At 38.9% G+C, this 25,632-nt stretch carries 10 protein-coding genes; 3 read left to right on the forward strand and 7 right to left on the reverse strand.

Annotated elements, in window-relative coordinates:
- Nucleotides 1-3: 3 nt before the first annotated feature.
- Nucleotides 4-378, reverse strand: coding sequence for a hypothetical protein (locus J7E57_RS11625; protein ID WP_215130574.1), 375 nt, complete (start codon nt 376-378; stop codon nt 4-6).
- Between the two features lie 379 nt (nt 379-757).
- Between J7E57_RS11625 and J7E57_RS11630 the strand changes: the two genes are divergently transcribed.
- Nucleotides 758-1,501 carry a LytR/AlgR family response regulator transcription factor gene (locus tag J7E57_RS11630; RefSeq protein WP_215130576.1) on the forward strand — a complete coding sequence of 248 codons (744 nt, stop codon included), beginning with the start codon at nt 758-760 and terminating at the stop codon, nt 1,499-1,501.
- Nucleotides 1,502-1,505: 4 nt separating this feature from the next.
- On the opposite strand, the gene J7E57_RS27265 is transcribed toward J7E57_RS11630, so the two are convergent.
- Both J7E57_RS27265 and J7E57_RS11635 read right to left on the reverse strand, forming a co-directional pair.
- A complete protein-coding gene (locus J7E57_RS27265) occupies nt 1,506-1,637 on the reverse strand; it encodes a hypothetical protein (protein ID WP_262897901.1) in 132 nt (43 codons plus the stop codon).
- Nucleotides 1,638-1,671: 34 nt separating this feature from the next.
- Nucleotides 1,672-1,821 (reverse strand): hypothetical protein, encoded by a 150-nt coding sequence (locus J7E57_RS11635; protein ID WP_215130578.1) that lies wholly within the window; start codon nt 1,819-1,821, stop codon nt 1,672-1,674.
- Nucleotides 1,822-2,214: 393 nt separating this feature from the next.
- On the opposite strand from J7E57_RS11635, the gene J7E57_RS11640 reads away from it, so the two are divergent.
- Nucleotides 2,215-3,078 carry a sensor histidine kinase gene (locus J7E57_RS11640; protein WP_215130580.1) on the forward strand — a complete coding sequence of 288 codons (864 nt, stop codon included), beginning with the start codon at nt 2,215-2,217 and terminating at the stop codon, nt 3,076-3,078.
- Here the strand turns inward: J7E57_RS11640 and J7E57_RS11645 are convergent.
- From J7E57_RS11645 to J7E57_RS11660, 4 genes are all read right to left on the reverse strand, one after another.
- Entirely contained in the window at nt 3,075-5,873 is a 2,799-nt protein-coding gene (locus J7E57_RS11645; protein ID WP_215130582.1) for a lantibiotic dehydratase, read from the reverse strand. The genes J7E57_RS11640 and J7E57_RS11645 overlap by 4 nt on opposite strands.
- Before the next feature lie 276 nt (nt 5,874-6,149).
- Nucleotides 6,150-8,150, reverse strand: a complete 2,001-nt coding sequence (locus J7E57_RS11650; RefSeq protein WP_215130584.1) for an OmpA family protein — start codon at nt 8,148-8,150, stop codon at nt 6,150-6,152.
- An 8-nt stretch (nt 8,151-8,158) separates the two neighbouring features.
- Nucleotides 8,159-9,160 (reverse strand): PorP/SprF family type IX secretion system membrane protein, encoded by a 1,002-nt coding sequence (locus J7E57_RS11655; RefSeq protein WP_215130585.1) that lies wholly within the window; start codon nt 9,158-9,160, stop codon nt 8,159-8,161.
- A gap of 37 nt (nt 9,161-9,197) precedes the next feature.
- Nucleotides 9,198-22,655: a putative Ig domain-containing protein gene (locus J7E57_RS11660; protein ID WP_215130587.1), complete on the reverse strand. Its 13,458-nt coding sequence runs from the start codon at nt 22,653-22,655 to the stop codon at nt 9,198-9,200.
- A 238-nt stretch (nt 22,656-22,893) separates the two neighbouring features.
- Between J7E57_RS11660 and J7E57_RS11665 the strand changes: the two genes are divergently transcribed.
- Nucleotides 22,894-25,485, forward strand: coding sequence for a hypothetical protein (locus J7E57_RS11665; protein ID WP_215130590.1), 2,592 nt, complete (start codon nt 22,894-22,896; stop codon nt 25,483-25,485).
- Nucleotides 25,486-25,632: the final 147 nt, after the last annotated feature.

Below are 25,632 nucleotides of genomic sequence, written 5' to 3' on the forward strand. Positions count from 1 at the left end.
TAGTTAGTTTTTTAAATTGTATTGGTTAAATACCGAATTTGCAGTGATAATAATTTGATCTAAACTTTGTTTATCAAAAAAGTTTCTGTTCAACATATCAATCATATAAGTTAATTTATTGATATCAGTTGCTCGCATGGTAAACTGAAAATTTTTCATGCCATCTTTTATCGCTTGCTGAACGTAGTTACGTACAACCAGAAAAGATTTTCTGAATGCGTATTCGCCATCTAATTGGCCCTTAACAAGGTTTTGTCCATCAAGATTGCTATATTCATTTTGCATTCTCTGGTACATATCTGCGTTGATTCCTTGATTTTTCAGAATCCCCTTGTAGTAGATTTTATTAAGTAAATACTCGTATTCGTTGTGTTTCATGTGGAGGCTTGGTAGATGTAGGGGAATGTTTCTTTTGCTTTCGGTATTTTTGTTTTTTGGTTTTTAATAATCTTTAACCCAGTATTGTATGGCCTGTTTCTAATTTTATTATCTACAGGCTACACAAGATTGGGCAGGCAGATGTTTTTCACAATTAGTAGTTTTCACTGCTAATTATTTTGTTTTTGGCAAACAGTATAAAGATTATAAAAAGAAGGGGTCTAGATAATTTTTTTACATCAACCACCCAGAATATTACACGAAACCTAGGTTTTTTTTAGACGAAACCCTGAGATAAGTTTTTTTGGTGCAATTGTTAATTCAATTCATTTTTATTTAACTTGCATTCAAATCAAATAAAACAAACATATTTATACTCATGAATCTAAAATGCGTTGTTATAGACGACGAGCAACATGCAATTGAAGTGTTAACTGACCACATTGGAGAAATGCCTGGTTTAACAGTTTTTAAAACTTTTACCAGCCCTGTCCAAGCACTTACTGAGATCAGTATTGAGGACGAAATTGATTTATTGTTTATGGATATTGATATGCCAGGAATCAATGGATTGGAACTGGCTAAAAATATCAGAGAAAAAGCAAAATATTTGATTTTCACTACTGCTCATCCTGATTATGCCCTGCAGGCATTTGATGTACAATCAGATCAGTACTTATTAAAGCCTATTTCGTTTGCAAAATTTGCACTAGGTATTGATAGGATTTTAAAAAAGGAAGCAAATAATACCAAGGTTAGTACGAAAGAAGCTGATCAGGTAGCAGCCCTTTATATTAAAGGCGACCATAAATATGCTTTTTCTAACATCGCTATCGATGAAATACTTTACATCAAAGCGCTACAGAATTATATACAGATTATTACTAAATCTGAAACCCACACTACCTACCTTACACTTAAGGAAATTGAAAAGGCCTTAGAAAACCATGCATTTATACGTGTTAATAAATCGAACATTGTTGCTAAAGCGGCAATTAAAAAAGTAGATGGAAATATAATCCGTTTGGTAAATAACGAGATGATCCAAATTGGCGAAGGTTATAAAGAAGCTTTCTTCACCTATGTACAGAGCAGTTTGTTAAAATCTAATCGAAATCAATAGCACATTAAATTACAACTAACCAACTGGTAGTTACTACCGATTGGCCCATATCAGTTGGGTTAGTAGAAAAATTATTTCTTGCTGCTATATTTTTATAAATGAAAACAATTTTTTTGGTGAGTTTAGTGGTTTTCATAAAATATTAAGTTAAAAGTATAAATTATTGTTAATTAAATCGCATTAATCCAGCTAGTAGTTACTACTGATTGACCCATGTCTGTTGGATTAGTAGAAAAATTATTCTGACCTTTAATGTTTTTATATACAAAAACAGTTTTTTTAGCAAGTTTAGCAGTAGTTGTTGTGTGTTGAACTTTCATGGTGTATGTCTTTTATTGTTGTTAATTATTATTGTTATTAATTTCTGTAAAGGTGCAACAGAAAAACAGACAGCACTACTTTTTTACACAAACCCTAGCTTTTAGGAGATAAAAACCCCATTTTAATAGATTTAAGAATAAAAAATGACTCTTTTAAACATCAAAGCATTCTTTAATAAGTACAGATTACACTTCATCATTTGGGGCTTTTATATTATTTATGAGATCTTAAGTCTAGGTTTTTCGACAAAATTTCAGCCTCTAGGAATCTACTTACTGGTGTATATCGCCAATGTAAGTATCTTCTATTCTCAAGCATTTTTACTACAGAAAATTGCAAGCGAGAAAAATGACTACCTCAAATTTGTCAAGATTCCGCTTCTAATTATAATAATGCTTCTGGCGTATATTACTTTAAGTTATATTCTTGTATTAATATTTGGCAACATCGGCTTAATACCCCACGAATCGTGGAATTTTATTAGTGTCAGATTCATATTATCTTGTCTGTACCGGGCAATTTCGTACATAGTATTGGCTACCGGTTATGTTTACATTATCAAATCATTTCAGGATCAAAAGAAAGTAGAAGCATTAGAACGACAGAACCTGGTTACCCAAATAGAAAAACAGGCTTTAGAAAACGATCTTGTGCAATCGCAGAATAATTATCTGCGGAGTCAGATCAATCCACACTTTCTATTTAATACTTTAAACTTTATTTATAACGACGCCCGCAAAAAGGCACCTATGGCAGCAGATGCAATTATGAATCTGGCTGAAATGATGCGTTATGCCCTAAAACGTCCTGAAGCTTCAGAAATGGTTCCACTAAGTGAAGAAATTGAGCAAATTGAACACCTGATCAATCTACATAAACTCCGAACGGCTAACACAATTAATCTGGAACTTGAGGTAACGGGCGATATGTTCGGGTTAAGATTTCCACCGCTTATCTTATTAACTTTGGTAGAAAACATATTTAAGCATGGAAATGTTTCACACTCTACCCAGCAGGCCCTTATTAAAATTGCTTACCAAAATGACGACCTTAATATCAGTACTATAAATATGATTAATGATAATAAGGGCAAACAGACAGAAAGCCATCATGTAGGGATTGACAATATTAGCAAGCGCCTGAGTAATTTTTATGGCAATGATTATGTATTCAGGTATTACAAAGACCCGCTTAACCGGTATATTACTGAAATAAATGTAACTGTTGTTAACCCCTTGGCCAAGTTAAACCGTTAAGCTTTCATTGCATTTTGACGCTGGATATCTTTTAGCAGAAAATAATACATAACCATTTCATGTGTCCGCTGATCTTTGCTGAAAAGTCTGTTTACATGCATATGCATTAAATCAGTTAATAGCTTTAGTGCATTTCCGGGAGCACATTGTTTAAGAATTTTGATAAACGAATCCGAAAACTTATCGAACCCTTGCTCTTGTTCTGTTGTTAATGCCGCCCATTCTGTTTTACGAAACTCCTGATGGTGACTGTTTAATTGTTTAAAATCAGCAGCATCTAATTGATGTTCCTCATTAAAGGAATCAGACATTATTCTTATGGTTTTATCGACGGCCAGCTTATCTATAATTTTAGATTCGATAATCTTAGAAATTAAAAGGCTACACAATTTATATTTTTTGAAATCATCGGTCTGAGTTTCTAAAAGCGATAACACAAATTCACTATCTACAGCAAAATGCTGCTCAACATCTTCGATCATGTTGCTGCCATAACGCTCTAACTCCCGCTTATAGGTTTTAATCTGTAAATCAGACACCAAACCTGAATTTAAAAACAATTCCAGATCATCCATGAGTTTTGATGTTAACAGCTGCCCATCCCTTGGATTGTTTAGCTGAATCCTAAACCTGATGTGGTTTCCATTTTCATTGTAGCGGATAAAAAACCACGATTTGACCTGATCAGTATGAGTGAATATGAAAGGCGCAATTATATCTGTCAAAATCTGATCACCGCGTTGTTGGTGGCAATAAATTTCGAAATACAGCCATTCTTTACCTGGCACGAAAAATCGCGTTACTTCAGCATTTGTGGATGTTTTAGTCAAACCACGATAAATCTGATCGCCATGGCCTATACTTAAAACAAACTGGGCTAAATAGGGCTTATTTGCTTCATCAACCACGATACTGTTTTGAGGCAGTACCACTTCTTCTATATAGGTACTTCCATGTTTTTGCAGGTATTGCAGAAAAGCATTTATATCATCGTCGTTTTGTAGTGCAAAGCATAATGTCTGATCGGATATACCTGCTTTAAAATATTCACTAACACCTAAATTGCTCAAGTATGACCTACAGTTGGCAACGGATAGCGACTTTTGACCGGCACTTAAAAGGGCTTCTTTTTTAATCCTCCATTTATTACTGCTTAAAACTATATTTTGATATTGTAACCTTGGATAATAATCCAAATCAGGGAAAATAGTATCAAGTGGAAAGGAAAGACTTGTTTGTAAGCCTTGATGTTGCAAATCGCACAGTAACCTAAATACAGAAAGATCTGAACGGATGTAGTTGTACGCAGAAGCCATTCTTGGTACGAGCCGTTTATTTAAATGCTTAGAGCGAAGAATAATCTCTGTGCCCCGAATTGAAATCTGTATATCATTTAAGGCAAGTGGCGATGCTGAGGTATCAAAATTTAAGATTGATAATTGATGCCCATAAATCAGTTTTCGCCTGTTTACATTATCTACATTGGCCTCAACCATATAGGCCACATCAAAAAATAAAACCTCGGGGTTTGCTTGTTGTTCGGCGCCCGCAATGTCTTTAGCATATTGTGTTACATGATCGGCCGCCATTGTAAATCTTCCGCTTAATGCATTTGATGTTGCTCCACCTATCTGTTCGATAAAAATCAAATCGTCATGAACAGACATTACCATGCTAAATGAATTAGGTAAGGCTGCTAATTTCTGATTCGGTGTCAAGGTAAGTTTGTTCAGATAAACAGTTTTACCTTTTTCGAAGTTTTGTTCCGTCAGGGAGGTTTTTAAAGCCGTTTTAATATTTTCAGCCTCCGCTTTTTTCGGCGGCTTCGTATTGAAGCGTGTGATAAACTCGCTGTTTTGACCAGCTTGCTCCAGCTCATCGTAGCCTACACCCATTTCTGGATCTAGTGCTAGTAATAATGGTACTTCCTGATCTTCAAATTTCTTTTTAAACCTGATCTGAAACTGGCTAAGGGCATCACGATCTTTTGCGGGCATCACACCATGGAGTATATTGATCAAACCTGGAATAGCCTGAAGCAAACGTTCATTAATACCACCCGATAAAGCAGTGCGTTGCGCGATAAGATATTTTGGCAACTCAGCCGTAGCGGTGAGCCCTAAACGTTCAAAATAGTCATTTCCTATAATATTGGGATCGTAGTTGGTAAAAACAAGCTGTAAATCGTGCATATCCTGCAGCAAACCAAACAGATTTTCGGTTTCAGCATCATTTAAATTTAATTGTTTTACCAGATCGTTAAGCCTAATAGGTGTTAAGCAAGCAGCCAATATTTGCTTTACAAAGTCGTCTTGATCTAACTCAGCAAGTTCAAAAACACCATCGGTACAGGCTATATAACGGATACTGTTCGGCGTTAAATAGTAACTGCTGTTACTAAATATGAGGCAGTTCTTTCGCAGCACTTCTGCCAATGGCAATTGAATATTATTCTTATAAGGCCAATCTACCAGTTCGCGCACCTTTTGAGTTTCTTCAACTACTATTCTGCTTTCTGATGATTTAATAGCATCGTTTAACAAACTAAAACCAGCAAAAGTACCATATGGTGTTGACCGGAATTTCGCACGGTTAAAATATTTCCAGATGGTAAAATAAACTTTAGGTGGAAGATCTTTTAGTTCATTTGCCTTTACTTCTTTTATGGTTTCGTAAAATGTTGCAGAGGATATTGCTATTGCCGCTTTTAATTCCTCCCAACAATCTGCAAGTTCAGATTGATATGAAAATTTAGGTGTTCTAAAAATTACGGTCGGTTGAATATTAAGCTTCATTGAATTTAAATGATGGACGAAAATTACAAAGATTAATTTAAAAAGTTATCAATTGACAGTTTTCAGTTTGCAGTTCCATACTCACAATCCTTTAATAGCGTATTAAAAATTCAGGGGACATAGCTCCTAATTACAAATCCAGACCAACAATGTTAATTAAAAACAGACGATCAGTTTTCAATCGGCAGCTAACTGCGAATTGAAAACTGTTTACTATATAAACTAAAAAGCCATCTTCTTTTTAGGAAGATGGCTTACCGGGATGTTAATTGTAGTTTATTTTTTGGTTACTTTAAATTCTGTTCTTCTGTTTTTCGCTCTTCCTTCCGGATTATCTTTTTTCTTGCGTTTAACAGTAATTTCGTTTGGCGCAATTGGCATTGATTCTCCATAACCTTTTGAAGTTAACCTCGAAGCAGCAATACCTTTACTTTCTAAATAATCGGTACAGGATTTAGCTCTTCTGTTCGATAGATCTAAGTTATACTCATCTGTTCCAATGTTATCGGTATGAGAACCTAATTCGATTTCCATTTCAGGGTTATCTTCCATAATCGGGATCAGGAAGTCTAATACTTTTTTAGAAGGCTCAGTAAGTTCGGCACTGTTAAATTCGTAATAAACGTTATCCAAAGCCATTGGGATACCTAATCTAAAAGGACTTAAGCAATAATCCTTATATATCAAGGTATCTGCTTTTGCCAATTCTTCGTAAGGATAGTTTTTAGTAATTGCGAAATAATTATCTTTCGCAAAAAGCAATTTGATTGGCCTTTTCGAATCTACCTTAAATCTGTATACACCATCGGTACCAGTTGTAATTTTCTGAGCACCTTCTGCATTGGTAAGGGTTACATTTGCACCTGCCAAAGGCAATTTAGTTTTACAGTCAGTTAAAATACCTGCGATTGAGAAGTATTCTTTTTTCACTTCAAATACCTCTAAACAGCATGATGATTCGCGATCAGAACTGATATATCCTTTTGTTCCCTTATCATCTGTTGCAGTGAAATAAAGATCATCTTTTGATGAGTTAAATGGATAACCTGCATTTTTTGGTTTGGTCCAATCTACAAGATCGCCTTCTGACTCAAAGAAATCGAGACCACCAAAACCTATTCTACCATCGGTACTGAACAATAACTTTTTGGTTAATGGATTGTAGTATGGTGCACGTTCATCATCTTCGGTATTAATGGTTGGGCCAAAGTTTACTGCCTGACCTAAAGATCCATCTTCGCGCACAGTACAATACCAAAGATCGTACTTACCATAACCGCCGCTTCTATCAGATGAGAAAAGCAGGAATTTACCATCGCTGGTTACAAATGGTTGAGTTGAATTAAAATCTTTACTATTTACCTGTAAACCAACTGGTAGTGGGTCGGCCCATTTATCACCTGTTTTTTTAGAAGAATAAATGGCATATTTTTCTTTATCCTTCCAGGCTGTAAAGTATACTGTATTTCCATCTGGGGTAAAAGTAGAAGCAGCAACTTCCATGTTTTTAGGGAAACTGATATCGATCTTCCTCACTGCAATATCAGCTGAAGTTAATTCGCCTTTGGCTGCATAAATATTATTAAGGAATGGATTGGTTTTAGTTGATACCTGAACTTCTCCAGCATCTGTTTTAACCATGTCTTTTTTACTACCTACAGCAACCGGACGGGATGAAGTAAAATACAACTCGTTGTTGATTTTAACAGGAGCATAATTAGAGCCTAAACCATTTACATTACCAGGTACTTTTTTAACCTGCACCATGCGTGGAAAACGCATTTCTTCGATCGCAAACTTACACGATTCGATTTCCTTTTGAGCGTCCTTTACCAAAGCATCTCCAGGATTTTTTTGGATAAACTGTTGAAAAGCATCGATAGCCAGGTTAAATTTTTTATTTGCCCTTAAGCTTTCTGCATAATAAAATAGCGCCTTTCTAAAACGTGTATTGGTAAAGGTGATCGCTATTGCATAATACTTTTCAGCTTCGTTAAATTCCCTATACAATCTACTAGATTCTGCAAGGTTATAAATCGATCCTTCATAATCGTCTATCACTTTATCATCAGTCGCTGATTTCCTTTCCATACCGTACGGTAAAATGGCCTGGGTACTGTCTCCAGTAATTTTTAAGGCTTTTTTATAAAAAGTAGATGCTGCGTAGTAATCCTTATTTTCGAAATAAGTATCTGCAACCTTTTTATAATTCACCACATACTGTGCGTTTGCAAAACCGCCAAATGCCACTAACAAAAAGAGTAATATTTTTTTCATTTGATTAATTATAAACGTGGACAAAAGAAGTTTGGACCAATAAGACCGTTACGGCCAATTAAGGAAATTGAAAGCTCTAAACCACCGTTACTGTTAGAAGCACGGTTGAAAGTAGAGGTATTAATATCGTAACTTAACCCGAAAACCATATTCTTTAACTGTAGGCCAACAAAGGCAATTGCTGCATCTTTATTACGGTAGTTACCACCAAACAAAATGTTTGCTGATGGATTAACGTTAAGCTGTGCATAAGCACCTACTGATAGTTCGTTTGTGTTACCCTGGTACATAAACAATGCATTTGGCACAATATCCAATAATTCTGAAGCCTTGATCCGCGCACCGCCATGTGCAGTAAAACGAACAGGGATACGTGAATTTGAACCAGAGAAACGATCCATAGGACGGGTTAAGTGTGCTGCACTTGCGCCTAAGAAAACGTTCACACTTTTGTTGGGGTTACCATCAAAATACATGATACCTGCATTTACATCAGGAACCAAAGAGGATTGAGATGAAAGTGTTTCTCCGCTCATCATACCACCATCATAACCTGAAATTGGGTTAAACTGATTACCAAACCTGGCCTGAGAGAAATCGAAACTGCGGTTAATTACACCGGCCTGTAAACCAAAGCTCACCATCTGTAAACCTTCGGCACCAAACCTTAAACGGTACGAACCTGATACCAGGGCAGATAAGTAGTTAAAATCTAACTCCCCTGCCCTTTGGTTTAAAATGGTTGCGCCAAATGCGAAGTTCTTTTTTGGAGCCATATCGAACGATGCTCCACCTGTTAAGAAAGAACTGTTTAGTGCACTCCATTGTTGTTTAAAGTTTACAGTTGCACGGTAATCGCCGTCTATTACCCCGGTTAAGGCCGGGTTAAGATATAACGGGTTTGCATAATATTGTGAAAAATGCGGATCAGTTTGTGCAAAGGACTTAGCTGTACACAGCAGCAATCCTAGCACTGCAACATATATTTTTAAAGCCGATAGTATTTTCATGGTCTTTGATTTTATCTGTTTATTATTAATCCTCTTCTTATCTAATCAGCGTTACTGTACCTTTTCTTAATGATGTTGTTCCATTGGTGAATGTAATGTCAACCATGTACACATAAACTCCGATCGGTTGATTTACTCCTTTGAAAGTTCCATCCCATCCATTTGCTACGTTATCTGATTGGAATATCAATTGACCCCATTGTGTGAAAATACTCATTTTGGCGCTTGATATGGTATTACCATAGATTAAGAAGGTATCGTTCTTACCGTCGTTATTCGGTGTAAATGCATTTGGTATGTAAACCTGATCTCCAAAAGGATTAGCTGCTTTACCAGTTACAGGAGTAGAATTTGCGCTGGTTTGGCACTCAATCTGACCTCTGGCCCGTACAATAATGGTTACACTTTGATCTGGTTTTAAGCCTGCCACTAAGTAAGTTGTTCCTGTTGATCCGCCTGTTGGGTTTACCCATGTTAAGCCATTATCCTGAGAAACTTCGTAAGCGGTAGCACCTGCAACTGCAGCCCATGCAAAGGTTACACTGTTTGGTGTTGTGCTTTGCACCACTACTACTGGTTTTTCTAATACCGGCAGTACATTAACCGTAACGCCTGTTCTTGTTGGACTAGCACAACCACCCACAGCTATTGCCTCTACGTAGTAGATTGTGGTAGCAGTTAAGTTTGGTGTAGTAAAGGTTATGCCTTCTGCCAGTACAGGACCACCAGAGCTTGCAGCATACCATCTGTAAACCAATCCTGCTAAAGGATTATTAACCGTTAATATGGTTGAGCTACCTGCGCAAAGTGTTCCATTTGCTGCCGTTACCGATGCTGGTGCAACTGGTACTGGTAGTGCAATTACATTTACTGGTGTTCTAGATGATGAGATACAGGTTCCGTTTGCTCCTTCAACATAGTAAGTGATGTTTGCATTAACTGCAGGTGTTGTAAAGTTTACACCTGTTCCTGCTAACGTTCCACCTACTGCTGCAGTGTACCAATTGTATGTTACACCTGTTTGAGGACTTGTTACCGTTAATATAGCTGGACTTCCGGTACAAACATTAACCGATGTTGAAGCTACCGTTGGTACTGTTGGTTTTGCGTTAACAGTAACCGTTACTTTAACACGGCCACCGTTGTTGTTACAACCTCCAGTTCCGATTGCTAAAATATAGTAATCTGTTGTTGCAGCTAAGGCTGTTACATTGAATGTTGTGCCAGTGAATAATAAGTTACCACCAGTCGCTGCAGTGTACCATTCGTAAGTAACACCTGCCTGTGCATTCGTTACTGTTAGGGTGGCTCCATCACCTGCGCATATGCCTCCATTTGGAACAGATACTACCGGGTTGTTTGGTGCTGCATTTACGGTAATGGCTACTGCCCTTGCTGTTGCTGCAGTGTTTTCGCATTTATTATCGCCTTTAACCGTTACATAATAAGTTGCACTTGCAGTTAGTACTGGTGTATTAAACACTGGGCCAGTAAATACTACTGTATTTAAAGTAGCATCACTATACCAGGTAAATATTGGGTTGGTAACCGTTGTGCTTGTTGCTGCTAATGTTGCTGCTGTACTTGCACAAACTGAAGTTGATCCATTTACTGTAATATCTGTCGCCACAGCACTTGGATTAACAGTAACAGTTACTGTTTTTACATTAGCTGCAGTGTTTTCACATTTGTTGGTCCCTTTAACAGTTACATAATAAGTTTTAGTAGCTGTTAATACCGGTGTGGTAAATATTGGTCCGGTAAAGGCAACACTTGTTAATGAAGCATCGTTGTACCAGGTAAATACTGGACTGGTAACCGTTGCTGAACTTGCATTGATTACTGCTGTTCCAGAACCACATATTCTGGCTGGAGTTGATAATGTGATATCAGCAGCTGTTGCACCTGCATTTACATTAACGGTAACTACTTTTGCATTTGCAGCAGAACTTTCACATCTGTTATCACCTTTTACAGTTAGGTAATATTTAGTTGTTGCAGTTAGTGCTGGTGTGTTAAAGGTTGCTCCAGTAAATACCGGTGTTGTTAAAGCAGCATCACTGTACCAGGTAAATATTGGATTGGTTACTGTTGTAGTGCTAGCCACTAAGCTAGCTGACGATCCTGCACAAACGGTGGCATCTGCTGCAGTAACATCAGTTGCCGAAGCTACCGAGTTAACAACAATGTTAACAGATTTAGCTGTAGCAGCACTACTTTCGCACTTGTTATCGCCTTTTACAGTTACATAATAAGTTGTGTTGGTAGTTAATGTTGGTGTGGTAAATACTGCACCTACAAAAGCTACATCAGTTAACGTTGCGTTGGTATACCAGGTAAATACCGGGTTAGTAACTGTTGTGCTACTTGCCGTTAATACTGCTTTAGATCCTCCGCAAATATTTGTTGATCCATTTACAACAATATCACTTGCAACTGCTATCGGGTTAACTTTAATGGTTACTGCTGCTGCATTTGCTGCAGTGTTTTCACATCTGTTATCACCTTTTACAGTTACATAATAAGTAGTGGTGGTGGTTAATACCGGTGTGGTAAATATTGGTCCGGTAAAGGCTACACTTGTTAATGAAGCATCGTTGTACCAGGTAAATACCGGATTGGTTACTATTGTTGAGCTTGCATTGATTACTGCTGTACCCGATCCACATACCAATGTTGGTGTAGATAAGGTAATATCTGCAGCTGTTGCCCCCTGATTAACATTTACAGTTACCACTTTTGCAGTGATACCTGAGTTTTCACATTTGTTATCACCCTTAACCGTAACATAGTATTTAGTTGTTGCCGTTAATACAGGGGTAACGAATGATGTACCTACATACGCTACTGAAGTTAAAGCAGCATCGTTGTACCAGGTAAATGTTGGGTTGGTAACGGTTGTTGTACTTGCTACCAAGGTTGTACCAGAACCTGAGCAGATTGTTGCATCAGTAGCGGTTATATCGGCAGCGGTAGAAACCGGACTAACAGTTATGGCAATTACTCTGGCGGTACCAGGGGCATTCTCACATTTATTATCCCCTTTTACAGTTACATAATAAGTAGTGGTGCTGGTTAAGGCCGGTGTAGTATATGTCGCGCCAATGAAACTTACATTGGTTAATGCCGCATCACTATACCAGGTAAATACTGGATTGGTTACTGTTGGAGATGTTGCAGTTAATACGGCCGACGATCCTGCGCAAGCCACTGTGCTTCCGCTAAGAATAATATCGGTAGTAGTTGCCAAAGGATTAACGGTTATTGTTACCGCTTTGGCATCTGCAGCACTGTTTTCACATTTATTGGCACCTTTAACCGTTACATAATAAGTAGTAGTGGCAGTTAAACCAGTTACTGTGAAAGTTGGACCTGTAAATACAACACTTGTTAATGATGCATCACTATACCAGGTAAATACCGGTTGGGTAACCGTAGTGCTCGAAGCCATTAACATTACGGTAGAACCTGAACAGATTTGAGCATTGCTTACCGCAATATCTGCAGAAGTTGCAAACTCTTTAACTGTTACGGTAACAACCTTAGCATTTGCAGCTAAATTCTCACATTTATTATCGCCTTTAACAGTTACGTAGTAAGTAGTGGTTGCATTAAGTGCAGGTGTAGTAAAGCTGGCACCTACATGGGCCACTGTAGTTAAAGCTGCATTGCTGTACCAGGTAAATACTGGGTTAATTACTGTTGTTGTTGAAGCAGACAGTGCCGCTGTAGATCCTTTACAGATTGATGCAATTCCGTTAATGGCAATGTCTGAATCAGTAGCCGCAGGATTAACCGTAATGGTAATCGATTTTGCAGTAGCTGCTGTATTCTCACATTTATTATCGCCTTTAACCGTTACATAATATGTGGTGGTTGCATTAAGTGCAGGAGTAATAAAGTTAGCTCCTGTAAACGCTACAGTAGTTAAAGCCGCATCACTGTACCAGGTAAATACCGGATTGGTTACGGTTGTACTTGTTGCATTTAAAGTAACTGAAGAGCTTCCGCAAATGGTACTTGTTCCAGCTAAGTTAATATCTGCAGCGGTAGCAACAGGATTTACCGTTACAGTAACCTCTTTTGCATTACCTGCTGTGTTTGCACATTTATTTGTTCCGCTAACGGTAACATAGTATTTGGTAGTTACGGTAATGGCTGGTGTATTAAATACTGCACCAACAAAAGCAACCTGTGTTAAAGCAGCATCAGTGTACCAAGTAAATACCGGACTGGTTACTGTTGTACTGGCAGCAGTAAGCACCGCTGTACCAGAAGCACATAATGATGTTGTTCCGGTTACTGTTAAATCGGCAGCAACTGCTGATGGATTAACAGTGATAGAAACCTTAGTACGTGTTGAGTTTGAACAACCTGTTCCACTTACCGCTTCAACATAATAATCGTATGTTCCTGCTGCAAGTGATGCCGATGTAGTAAAGCTACTGTTGTTGGTTACCAACATATTTCCAGCTATAGCTGCATCGTACCAGTTATAAGTTACTCCTGCAACGGCCTGTACACTTAAAGTAGCAGGTGAGCCGATACAAGTTGTAGCCGGATTGGTAGTTGATGGAATCGGCGCTACTGGCGGAGCTAAAATAGTTACCGTTACTTTGGTTCCTACAGTCTCACAACCGTTAGCCGTAGCTGTTACCGAATAAGTATAAGTTCCAGCAGTTAAAGCTGGGTCTGTTGTGAAAATTGCTCCATCTTTTCCTGCTTGATAGGTGGTGCCTAAATACCATTTGTACACTACACCAGCTTGTGGGTTCTGAACACCTAAGGTTGCAGATGATCCTTGACAAGCGCTTGCTGTAGCTGCGGTAACTGTTGGCGTAGTGATTACCCTTTGAGCATAATCTAAATTAACAGATGTTAATGCCCCTAAAAGGCCCGAACTTAATCTTAACTCTGCTCCATCAAATTTACTGGTTGGTACGAAAGTTAATATGGCTGATGTTCCGCCGGTTAATAGTTTTAAGCTAATTAATGGGTTAGATATAGAAACCGCATCGTTATTGCTGGTTGTACCCTGGAAAGTGGTTACCGTTAAGTTGTTTAACACCCCTACCGAAAGCAATGCACCCGGAGTGGTAATTTTCACTCTTAAAGTATCGCCTACGTTTGATAATCCTGTAAAGCCAACATGGTGATAAACAGATGCGCCAAGTAATCCCACTGGGATAATCAAACTAGATCCTGTGTTGATATCGTTATCAACCGCAAAAGTAGGGTTGAAAACTCCAGCCAATAATGCCACTCCTGTTACACCACTTGCAACTGTTGTTGTAGCTGCTCCACAAGGTGTGGTTATAGGTGTACCGTTAGGAATTACAGTAACGGTTACAGTTGCCCTGCTTGTTGCAGTACAGCCGCCAGGAATAGTAGCTTCTACATAATATGTAGTGGTTGCACTTAATTGCGGTGTTACATAAGTTTCGCCAGTAAATACTGGAACTACACCATTTGCAGTAGTGTACCAGTTAATGGTTGCACCTGCTGTACTCGAAGTTGCTTTTAATACGGCAACCGAACCTTCGCTGATGGTAATTGATGGTGGCGTAATTACCGGAACATCAATGGTTCCTAATATAATTTTGCCCTCTGTTCTGGTTGATGAAGCACCACAGCCATTAACTGCTGCTACAAAATAACTCGTATTTGCAGTAATTAAAGGTGTTGTAAAGTTATCGCCTGTGAATACTAAGTTTCCACCTGTTGCAGCATCATACCAGTTATAGGTTGTGCCAACAATTGGGTTTTTAACTTGGAAAGTAACTGATGTATTCGGACAGGTATTTACAGATGCTGAAAGTAGATCTGGTGTTACCGGTGCAGGGTTTGTAGTTACATTAACTACTGTTTTATAGCTTACACAACCAGTTGCAGAAACTGCTGCAACGTAGAATTTAGTATCGCCTGTTAAAACTGGGGTAGTAAATATGATACCGTCTTTACCGGTTAAGTATGTACCTGTAGCATCGTACCATCTGTAGGTTAAACTTGCCGATGGGTTGCTTACTTCAAGCTGTGTAGTTTGGCCAACACAAGCAGTAACATTTGCTGATGTTACGGTAGGCGCAACCAAAATACGTTGTGCGTAATTTAAATTGATTGATGTTAAAGCACCTAATAAACCTGAGTTTAATCTAACCTCTACTCCGTCGAAAACATTCGTTGGAACAAAAGTGATTAAGGCCTGGGTATTACCGCTTAACAACTGAATATTGATTAGGTTATCATTTAACAATCTAGAATCACCATTGCTATTGGTTCCAACATAGGTAGTAATTGCAGCGTTTCCTAATAACGAAAGTGATAATAGTTTTCCTGGAGATGATACTAAAACGCGTACCGTATCGCCCACTTTAGATAATGATCCAAAACCAACTCTTTGATAAACTGAAGCACCAAGCGCTCCTACTGGCATTACCAATGAAGATGCGGTTTGGGTATCGTTATCAATAGCCAATGCCGGGTTAAACACACCGGATAATAAAGCTACACCGTTAACACCGTTAACTTGTGTTGTTGCCGCCTCGCAAGGAACTGGATTTGGAGATCCATTTCCATCAACTGTAACGGTAATCTGAACGCGGCTTGCTGATGTACAACCATTTGTAGAAACCGATTCTACATAATAAGTTGTAGTTGCCAATAGTGGCGGTGTAACATATGTTGCGCCTACATAAACTGGTGTGGTTGAAGTGTTTGAAGTGTACCAGTTGAAAGTATTGGTTGCATCTGCCGAACTAGCTGTTAAAATTGCAGTCTGACCTGCGCTAACTGTTGATGAACTTGCAGTTACTACTGGTAAAGCCGGACGAGGATTTACTGATACTGCTGCTGCAGCTCGTGTAGTGCTTGTACAGTTTCCTTGAGATGCTTCTACATAATAAGTAGTTGCCGCTGTTAATGCCGGAGTTGGGAATACCGCGCCAGTGAATACTAAGTTTCCACCTGTCGCAGCATCGTACCATTTATAAGTTACAGCAGCATCTGGATTGGCAACCGATAAAGTTGCTGATGATCCTTCACACACATTAGCTATTGTTGCCAATACTGGTGTTGGTAATGCAGGTGTAACCGTTACAGTTACCGGAACTCTTGTTGTGTTCGGACAACCACCTTTGCTTACCTGAATATAATAAGTAGTGGTAGCAGTTAAAGCTGGTGTAGTAAATGTTTCGCCAGTGGCCAATTGTGTACCACCAGTTGCTGCATCGTACCAGGCCAATGTTGTACCACCGTTTGCAGTTGCAGTTAATGTTGCTGTACTTCCGGCGCAAATGGTTTGTGCACCCGCTGTTACCGTTGGGTTAGGATAAATTACCGTTGCACCATAAACATCTAAACTGGTTAAAGCTGTAACTAATGCACCGAAGCTAACCTGTACCCTATCGTAAGCACCACCTGCCAATATAGTTGCAGCGAAGCGGTTACCTGATAACAGCTGGAGATTTAATAGTCCGCCATTTAATTGTACTGTTTTTACAACTGTAGTACCGTTTAATACGGTAACAGTTACATTGTTTAATAAACCAACATCAGCTAAACCGGTTGGTAATGCTAAGTCTAAACGAAGACTATCTGTAGCTGTTCCAACGTTAGGGAAAATTAATTGTTGGTAACCTGAGCCACCTACACCTACCGCAAGAGATATTCTGGTAAAGTTAGAAGGATCTGCATCAGTAGAATTTCCTGCACCAGTTATACCACACAATAAACAAATTCCGTTTATACCAGAGTTTTGTGAGTTAGCAGCGTTACATGCAGTACCACCACCGTTATTTAATACGGTAACAGTTACCGGAACGCGGGTTGCACTTTTACAACCACTGGCATTTGTTGTTTCTACATAATAAGTTGTAGTTGCCGATAATACCGGAGTAACAAATGAAGTACCTGTTCCTACCTGTGTTCCACCTGTTGCAGCATCGTACCATTGAATGGTATTGCCTGCATCAGCCGTTGCTAATAATGTAGTAGATTGGCCAGCATTAATTACCTGGTTATTCGTAGTTACGGTTGCAGCAGTTGCTGGTGGGTTAACTGAAACATTAACCGCAGTTCTCGAACTTACTGCAGTTCCAGATACCGCCTCTACATAAAAAACTGTTGGAGCGGTTACTGTTGGTGTTACAAAAACACCTGTATTATTGGTAACCAATGGTGTACTTCCGGTAGAAGCATACCAGTTATAGGTTACGCCAGCCTGCAAATTGCTTACGCTTAATGTAGCTGGGCTTCCTGAACAAACAGTTGCTGCAGCAACCACTGGCGCATTAACCGTTACGGTTAAGCTATAAGCTGTTGTTGCTTTGTTTCCGTTTGCATCTGTTGCAGTTAAAGAAATCGTAAAGGTTCCTCCTAAAGTTGGTGTTCCTGTAATTTCTCTTGTTGCAGTATTAAAACTTAATCCCGGAGGAAGGTTTGTTGCTAAATAAGTATATGGAGCTGTTCCGCCTGTTACCGCTGGTAAGGTTTGTGTTGGATAAGGTGTACCCACAATACCGTTTGGTAGTGTTGCACCTGGTAATGATAAAACACCAATTACTTTAAGTGCATAAGTATTACTTGCGGTTCTGCCTTCACTATCTGTTGCAGTTACACCGATCGAATAATTTCCGGCCTGTGTAGGTGTTCCTGAAACTTCTCTTGTTGCTGGATTAAAAGTTAATCCGGCCGGAAGGTTACTTGCTACATAAGTATATGGGCCAACACCACCAGTTGCCGATGGTAAGGTTTGCGTAGCGTAAACTGTTCCTTCTGTTCCATCAGGCAAGGTTGCTGCTGGTAACAATAAAGGATCAACCACTACGATTGTATAGTTATTGGTTGCTGTTTTTCCATCAGCATCGGTAACCGTAACCGGTACTGTGAAAGTTCCAGATTGTGTAGGTGTTCCTGTAATTTCCCTTGTTGCCGGATCAAAGGTTAATCCCGGAGGAAGACCCGTTGCCGCATAAGTATAAGGTGTTGATCCGCCTGTTGCAGATGGAATAGTTTGTGTTGGATAAACTGTTCCTGTTGTTCCGTTAGCTAAAGTCGCTGCCGGTAAAACCAATGGATCAGTTACTTTAATTGTATAGTTAGCAGTAATGGTATTGCCATTGGCATCTGTTACTGTAACAGGAATGGTAAAGGTTCCAATTTGAGTTGGTGTACCTGTAATTTCTCTTGTTGCCGGGTTAAAGGTTAATCCCGGAGGAACACCTGTTGCCGAATAAGTATATGGTCCGGTTCCACCTGTTGCGGCTGGAATTCCGTTTGTAGTATAGGCTGTACCTGTTACACCGTTTGGCAATGCTCCCGGAGCCAAAGCCAATGCTGGTGTTACGGTTAAAGTAAAGGTTGAAGTTGTGCTACAACCTTTAGTATCAGTTGCTACAACATCGAATGTTGGGTTACCTGCTGCTGTTGGCGTTCCACTTACCACACCACTTGGCGATAAAGTTAAACCAGCAGGCAAAGTACTACCTGCAGCTAAAGTATAAGTATAACCAGGTGTACCGCCAGTAGCAACCGGAAGTTGTTTACTGTAAGGAGATGCAATTGTTGCATTGGTTAAAGTTGTGCCTGCAAATACAATTGCTGGGTTAACGGTAATAACCACCGGAACTCTTGTTGTATTTGAACAGGTTCCTTTGCTTACCTGAACATAATAAGTAGTTGTTGCATTTAAGGCCGGAGTTGTAAAGTTTGCACCCGTGCCTACTTGGTTTCCGCCTGTTGGTGCATCGAACCAGGCTAAAGTAGTACCGCCATTTGCAGTTGCACTTAATGTTGCAGTGCTACCTGAACAGATAGATTGCGCACCAGCAATAAACGTTGGGTTAGGGTAAACTACGGTTGCACCATAAATATCTAAGCTGGTTAAAGCCGAAACTAATGCGCCAAAACTTACCTGCACCCTATCGTATACGCCACCTGCTAAAACAGTTGCAGCAAAGCGGTTACCCGATAAAAGTTGAAGGTTTAATAATCCACCGTTTAATTGTACTGTTCTTACAACCGTAGTACCATTTAATACGGTAACGGTTACATTGTTTAAAAGACCAACATCAGCTAAACCAGTTGGTAAAGCTAAATCTAAACGGATGCTATCAGTAGCAACACCTGTTGATGGGAAAATTAATTGTTGGTAACCTGTTGCTGCAACGCCCACAGCAAGAGAAATCCTGGTGAAGTTGTTGGCATCGGCATCAGTTGAGTTACCTGCGCCATTTACAGCACATAATAAACAGATACCATTAATACCTGTATTCTGACTATTTGCTGCATTACAAGCTGTTGCACCACCGCCGTTAATTACGGTTACAGTTACCGGAACGCGACTTGCACTTTTACAGCCATTGCTGCTTGTGGTTTCTATGTAATAAATTTTGGTTGCTGTTAAAGCTGGTGTAGTGAACGAAGTTCCGGTTCCAACCTGTGTTCCTGCTGTTGCGGCATCAAACCAGGCGATGGTATTTCCTGCATCAGCAGTAGCAGTTAAAGTTGTGGTTTGTCCAGAGTTGATTACCTGGTTATTAGTAGTAACTGTTGCTAAAGTTGCAGGTGGGTTAACCGAAACAGTAACCGATGTTCTCGAACTGATTGCTGTTCCAGAAACGGCTTCTACATAGAAAACAGTTGCCGAGTTTATTGCTGGCGTTACAAAAGTACCGTTATTGCCAGTTACCAAAGGGGTACTTCCTGTTGATGCATACCAGTTATAAGTTACACCAGCCTGAAGGTTGCTTACTGTTAAAGTAGCAGTGCTTCCCGTACATACTGTAGCGGAAGCCACAACTGGCGCATTTACCGTTACAGTTATTGCGTAAGTGGTAGTTGCTTTATTATTGTTCGCATCTGTAGCGGTTAAAGAAATATTATAGTTACCACCCTGTGTTGGCGTTCCGGTAATCTCTCTTGTAGTTGGGTTGAACGATAATCCCGGAGGAAGATCCGTTGCCACATATGTATATGGAGATGTTCCTCCTGTTACTGCCGGTAAAGTTTGTGGTAAATAAGAAGTACCAACAATTCCGTTAGGTAAAGTTTGTGTTGGTAAGGTTAACGTACCATTTACTTTAATTGGATAGGTGTTGCTTGCCGTTTTACCTTGGCTATCGGTAACTGTAACACCAATTGTATAATTACCTGCTTGGGTTGGCGTACCGGTAACCTCTCTTGTTGTTGGGTTAAATGATAATCCCGCAGGAAGACCAGTTGCAACATAAGTATAAGGACCAACACCACCTGTAGCAGCTGGTAAAGTTTGCGTTGCATAAACCGCACCCTCTGTTCCATCTGGCAAAGTTGCAGCTGGTAACAACAACGGGTCGGTTATGTTAATGGTATAATTGGTTGTTACCGTTTTTCCATCAGCATCTGTAACCGTAACTGGTACGGTATAAGTTCCTGGTGTTGTTGGTGTACCAGTAATGGCTTGGGTTGATGGATTAAAAGTTAAACCCGGAGGAAGACCTGTTGCCGAATAAGTATAAGGCGTAGTTCCACCAGTTGCACCCGGAATAATCTGCGTAGGATAAACTGTTCCTGTAGTACCATCGGCTAAAGTTGCTGTAGGTAATAATAAAGGATCAGTAATTTTTACAGTATAATTCGAAGTAATGGTATTACCGTTCGCATCAACTACCGTAACTGGTATAGTATATATTCCAGGTTGAGTTGGTGTTCCGCTAATTTCTCTGGTTATTGGATTAAAAGTTAAGCCTGGAGGTACACCGGTTGCAGTATAAGTATATGGTCCTGTTCCACCAGTTGCAGCCGGAATAGTCTGCGTTGGATAAACCGTTCCTGTTAAACCATCAGGCAATGCACCTGGAGTAAGTACCAATGCTGCTGTAACATTTAAATTATAAGTTGCAGTTGCTTTACAGCCTTTACTGTCTGTGGCCACAACATCGAAAGTTGAATTACCTGCTACAGTTGGTGTTCCGGTAATTGCACCAGCTGATGATAAAGTTAAACCGGTTGGCAATGTACTTCCTGCTGCTAAAGCATAAGTATAACCCGCTGTACCGCCAGTAGCTGCATCTAATTGTTTAGAATAAGCAAAGCCTGGTGTTGCGTTAGTTAATGTTGATCCGTTAAAAATAATTTGTGGGTTTACTGTAATTACAACAGGAATCCTTGTCGATTCAGCAGTACAACCTAATCTTCTGGCAGCAACATAATAAGTTTTAGTAGCGGTTAATGGAGGTGTAGTAAAAGTACCATTAAAAGCAACGGTGCTTACTGGTGCTCCACCTTCTATAGCCTCATACCATAGCAATTCGTTGGTATTTGGCGTAGTCGCATTTAAAGCAACTATACTATTATAACATGCCGCAACTGCAGTGCTTGCTGGTGTTGGCCTACCTGCTGAGCGGGTTACACCATACACATTAATGGTTTGTGTAAGGTTTACGGTAAGTAACGAACCGAGGGTTACTTTTACCCGATCGAAAGGTACACCAGGAGAGAATGGTATCGACACCGGTTGGCCACTATTTAATAAACCCAGTAAATCTAGATTTAAGGTAGTTGGAACTGATCCGGTATATACCTGAGTACCGCCGTTGTATGCTGTTACCGAAATATTCTGTAAAACACCCGCAGTTAACAATGCTGGGGTAGAACTAAATCTAAGGTTGAAATCATCACCAGCGTTTGATGGTGTTGTAAAATAAAAATTTTGGCTAATGGATGAAGCCACGCCAAGTATACCTAAACTGAGTTGAGAAAAATTATTAGGATCTGAATCAATTGCCCTTTCACTATTGGTTACCCCCGAACTGCCCAATTGCAAGGCATCGAGCGTAATACCAGTTCCTTCATAGCCAGTAGTAAATGCTTGTGCGCAAGGATCAGTACCCGAAGTATAAAATGAATAATAAACCTTTGTACTGTTAGAAGTCCCAAGTAAAAGTGCATTGGTTACATCTTTTACAAACACCCTATCATAAGCCTGTGTAGGTGTTATTGCAATGTAAAAGAAACCATTTGCATCTTTTACCAGTCGTAAATTATCTGAAGAAAACCCGTCTACACTATTCCCACCGGTTGGGGGTACCGCTGAAGCACCGTTTCTGGCCCCCACCTGGAATGAATGGTTTCCAAGAATTACTGTCCCACCTACATTAGCCAGTAAAGTCCCCAAACTTCCGCCTAGTAACCTGTTCAGGATATCTCCATCAAACTCTATTCTGACATAAGATGTTACTCCCGCAGCTACAGAAGCCGGATATTTTAATTCCAGTTCGCCGCTATAGGCACCAATGCCAAGAAGAGCCCCACCATAAGAATTAACGGAGGCAAAAGTGTTGTCGTTTAAAGTTGCATTTGTTGCATTATCAACATGATCCGACTTGGTTACTGTATTTGCAAAAATTTTAGTTTGCGCATACGATTTAGTGGAGAAGAGCGTTAATAGAATGATGATTGCAATTAATGTATTGCTAGTTATCCCTATGCGGGACGAGTAAGTATGAGTTTTCATCATGTCAGGCGTTATTTAGGAGACTTACTATGTACTAATGCTTGTTTGGTAAATGCTTTTTGGTGCATTATTTAATTATGACAAATCTAAATCTAGAATAGCATCCTATCCTATCCATTGCTATTCATTTTTATGCAATCCATTTCATTCATTTTATTCATCCTGGTCATTCTTAGAGAATAGATTTCTTCAGTTGTGAAATTATGATGACATTAGCGCTAGTCATCCCATCTGTTAATTAATGAATGCTAACGATCTCCTTATCGAACTCAGGAAGTTTGTCCTTATAAAATCTGGTTTGAGAAATATCGACCCAGCTCATTGTAAGATTCTTTCCGAGTATGTATTTCAGGAAACCAAAAATTACGTAAGTGAAACAACTATCAAGCGATTCTTTGGCTTTGCGAACACTTTACATAAATTCTCTTTATTTACTTTAAATAGCTTATCACAATATATAGGTTATAACGACTGGGACTCATTTTGTAAAGACAAGGAAAACCAAACTACCTCCGTTCAAAGTATCTGGCAAGATTTAAAGCTAAAAGCACATGCTGTTACAGAGATATCGCTAATTGCAAATAAAAATAACTCGGGCATTCCTTTTAGTGCTACCGCCAACAGAAGTTTTTTTTACCCTGATTTTGATTATTTCTTAAAAAACAACTATCAGTTTACAACCATAAGTGCTCAGCCTGGCCAGGGAAAATCGATACTGCTTGCACACATGATAGAGTATTTTTTCCTGTCAGAAAATGCCCTCTACAAAAACGACATCATTTTATTGGTTAACTCTACCAGTATTAATACCATTATTCAAACTGGAAACACTTTAAAAGACTGGTTTTTAAAAGAATTTAAATTTGGGAGCCTTTCCGAGTTAATCAGTTTTTTTAAAAAAAATCCCGAAAAGAGAGAAGGCCGTTTCATTATTATTGTTGATGGTATTGATGAACATTTAGCAAGAAGTAATTATTTTAAAACGTTTATCGACTTTTTATACAGTATTGAAGAAAACAACTTTGTTAAGCTCGCATTTGGTCTGCGAACGAATAGTTGGATTAATCTTCAACCCGCTATTTACGGTTCTGCATCTTTAACTAAAGCCTGGTATACGGGCTTATTTTATGATGAGGAAACCCTAAGTAATGTACCATCGTTAAATGTTGATGAGGTACTCTACACCTTAAGCAATATAGAAAACAAAATTATCAACCGGGCGGATGTAAGCCTGCCCCTATTAACTCAGTTTAAAACACCATTCTGGTTACAGGTTTATTTTAAGCTCAAAGATGAGAACCACCATCTTGAGCTGAGTAATCCTTTATTACGTTATGAATTAATTAGCTATTTCTTAGAGAAACGCGTATTTCTGGCAAAAAAAAGCACTGAAAAAGTATTTCTCCTTAAAAAAATAAGCGATAGCATTTCAGAAGGAAATAAGAAATTAAGGGTTTCTAAAGAAAAAATCCTGAGTTATATCAATTGTTATCCCGATGCATACGAAGAACTTCTGCATGCTGGGATCATCATCGAAGAAAAAAGATTAAGTACTGCCATCCCTACAGAAATTGTCCGCTTTTTAAACGACGATATTTATACCTATTTCCTATTTATACAGATCACTGATAAGTTTGAATACAAGCCTTGTAAGTCATTTTTCGAGCATATATTAAACAGTTTCCCTGGCCAAACCTCGCTGAGAGACTATATACTTAACTGGGCAATTAGGTTCTGTATCACCAGAAATGAGATTGCAGCCTTAAAAAACATTTTCAGGCTGCCATTTACCAACATTGAAAAAAACAGTGCTTTCGATTTTATCTGTTATGTGTCTAAATACGAACTTGGCAAACCCAATTCTAATTTCAATAAGTTAAGCATTGGCGTCGATTTTATCGACATTATGGCTACAGGGCGAACCATGAGCAACCTGTATAAAGAAACCATCAAAACCATTTCAGAGAACGTACTCAATGAAGACATTCAGATTATACTGCACATAATAGAATGCAACGTTAATCTAATTGATGTGGATAAAGTAGCTTTAGCCAATACCATGCAGCTGCTAAAGCGGAACTACAAGAGATTAAATGAATTGTTCCCAATTAATCCTTATGATTTAATTCTTTATTTCTACAATAACCTGGTTAATAAACCTAACGAGAGTAAAACCCTGGAAGATAAAATAATAAAACTTTGCCAGGAGATAGATCAGAGTAAACCACAGAAAAACGAAGAAATTACTTCTACCGAAATACTCTCTTACCGCTTGGTATTAATTACCTTATTTTCTCAAAAAAGCTATGCAGAATGCCACCGCTTTATTATGGCTATTTTGACTAAGTACCCCAATATCTTTTATGTAAGACATTCCGTTTTCTCTTCTTTTTTACTGCTTCACCTAGGTCAAACCTATATCAAGCTCAACTATTTTAAAAAAGCGCAGCGCATTATACAATTTGTTGATAAAATCATCAGCAGCGATTACACCTATTATACCAATTTTATTTTGGCCAGCTTCAGTATGTTTAAAGCCAACTTTTACAATGCTACACATAATTACGAACAAGCGCTTATAGAAACTAATATCGGCTTGGGCATTACGGGAAAGAATGATTTTAAGATGTTCGAGATTGCCCTGTTATTAAGTAAGATCGATACCCTAAAACATACCGAAGAATCAGAAGAAGTATCAAACGTAATTAAAGAACTGTTAAACTTTTTAACGGTACATAAAATCTCTATGCCCGATTATTCTAACCTAAGTAGTTACGAGTTCGAGCATACCTTTAAAATTTTAAAATCGTACCGCAGGCATCAAAACCTATAAAAAGCCCTGCAATTATCGCAATGCTTTTTCCAAACACATGTCATTCATCTCCTGAGTCTACAATCCCTTTTTTATTGAGCGCAGGGCCTGTATAAAAGATTAAGTTTCTTCCCGTTTTACGCTTCGCTTCCTCCTACCTCGTTGCTC

This window comes from Pedobacter sp. ISL-64 (genome assembly GCF_018613605.1).
Taxonomy (GTDB): Bacteria; Bacteroidota; Bacteroidia; order Sphingobacteriales; family Sphingobacteriaceae; genus Pedobacter.

Excerpts from the sequence above, each read along its gene's own strand:
- J7E57_RS11625 (WP_215130574.1), bottom strand. The coding sequence starts at position 378 with ATGAAACACAACGAATACGAGTATTTACTTAATAAAATCTACTACAAG.
- J7E57_RS11630 (WP_215130576.1), top strand. The coding sequence starts at position 758 with ATGAATCTAAAATGCGTTGTTATAGACGACGAGCAACATGCAATTGAA.
- J7E57_RS27265 (WP_262897901.1), bottom strand. The coding sequence starts at position 1,637 with ATGAAAACCACTAAACTCACCAAAAAAATTGTTTTCATTTATAAAAAT.
- J7E57_RS11635 (WP_215130578.1), bottom strand. The coding sequence starts at position 1,821 with ATGAAAGTTCAACACACAACAACTACTGCTAAACTTGCTAAAAAAACT.
- J7E57_RS11640 (WP_215130580.1), top strand. The coding sequence starts at position 2,215 with ATGCTTCTGGCGTATATTACTTTAAGTTATATTCTTGTATTAATATTT.
- J7E57_RS11645 (WP_215130582.1), bottom strand. The coding sequence starts at position 5,873 with ATGAAGCTTAATATTCAACCGACCGTAATTTTTAGAACACCTAAATTT.
- J7E57_RS11650 (WP_215130584.1), bottom strand. The coding sequence starts at position 8,150 with ATGAAAAAAATATTACTCTTTTTGTTAGTGGCATTTGGCGGTTTTGCA.
- J7E57_RS11655 (WP_215130585.1), bottom strand. The coding sequence starts at position 9,160 with ATGAAAATACTATCGGCTTTAAAAATATATGTTGCAGTGCTAGGATTG.
- J7E57_RS11660 (WP_215130587.1), bottom strand. The coding sequence starts at position 22,655 with ATGATGAAAACTCATACTTACTCGTCCCGCATAGGGATAACTAGCAAT.
- J7E57_RS11665 (WP_215130590.1), top strand. The coding sequence starts at position 22,894 with ATGAATGCTAACGATCTCCTTATCGAACTCAGGAAGTTTGTCCTTATA.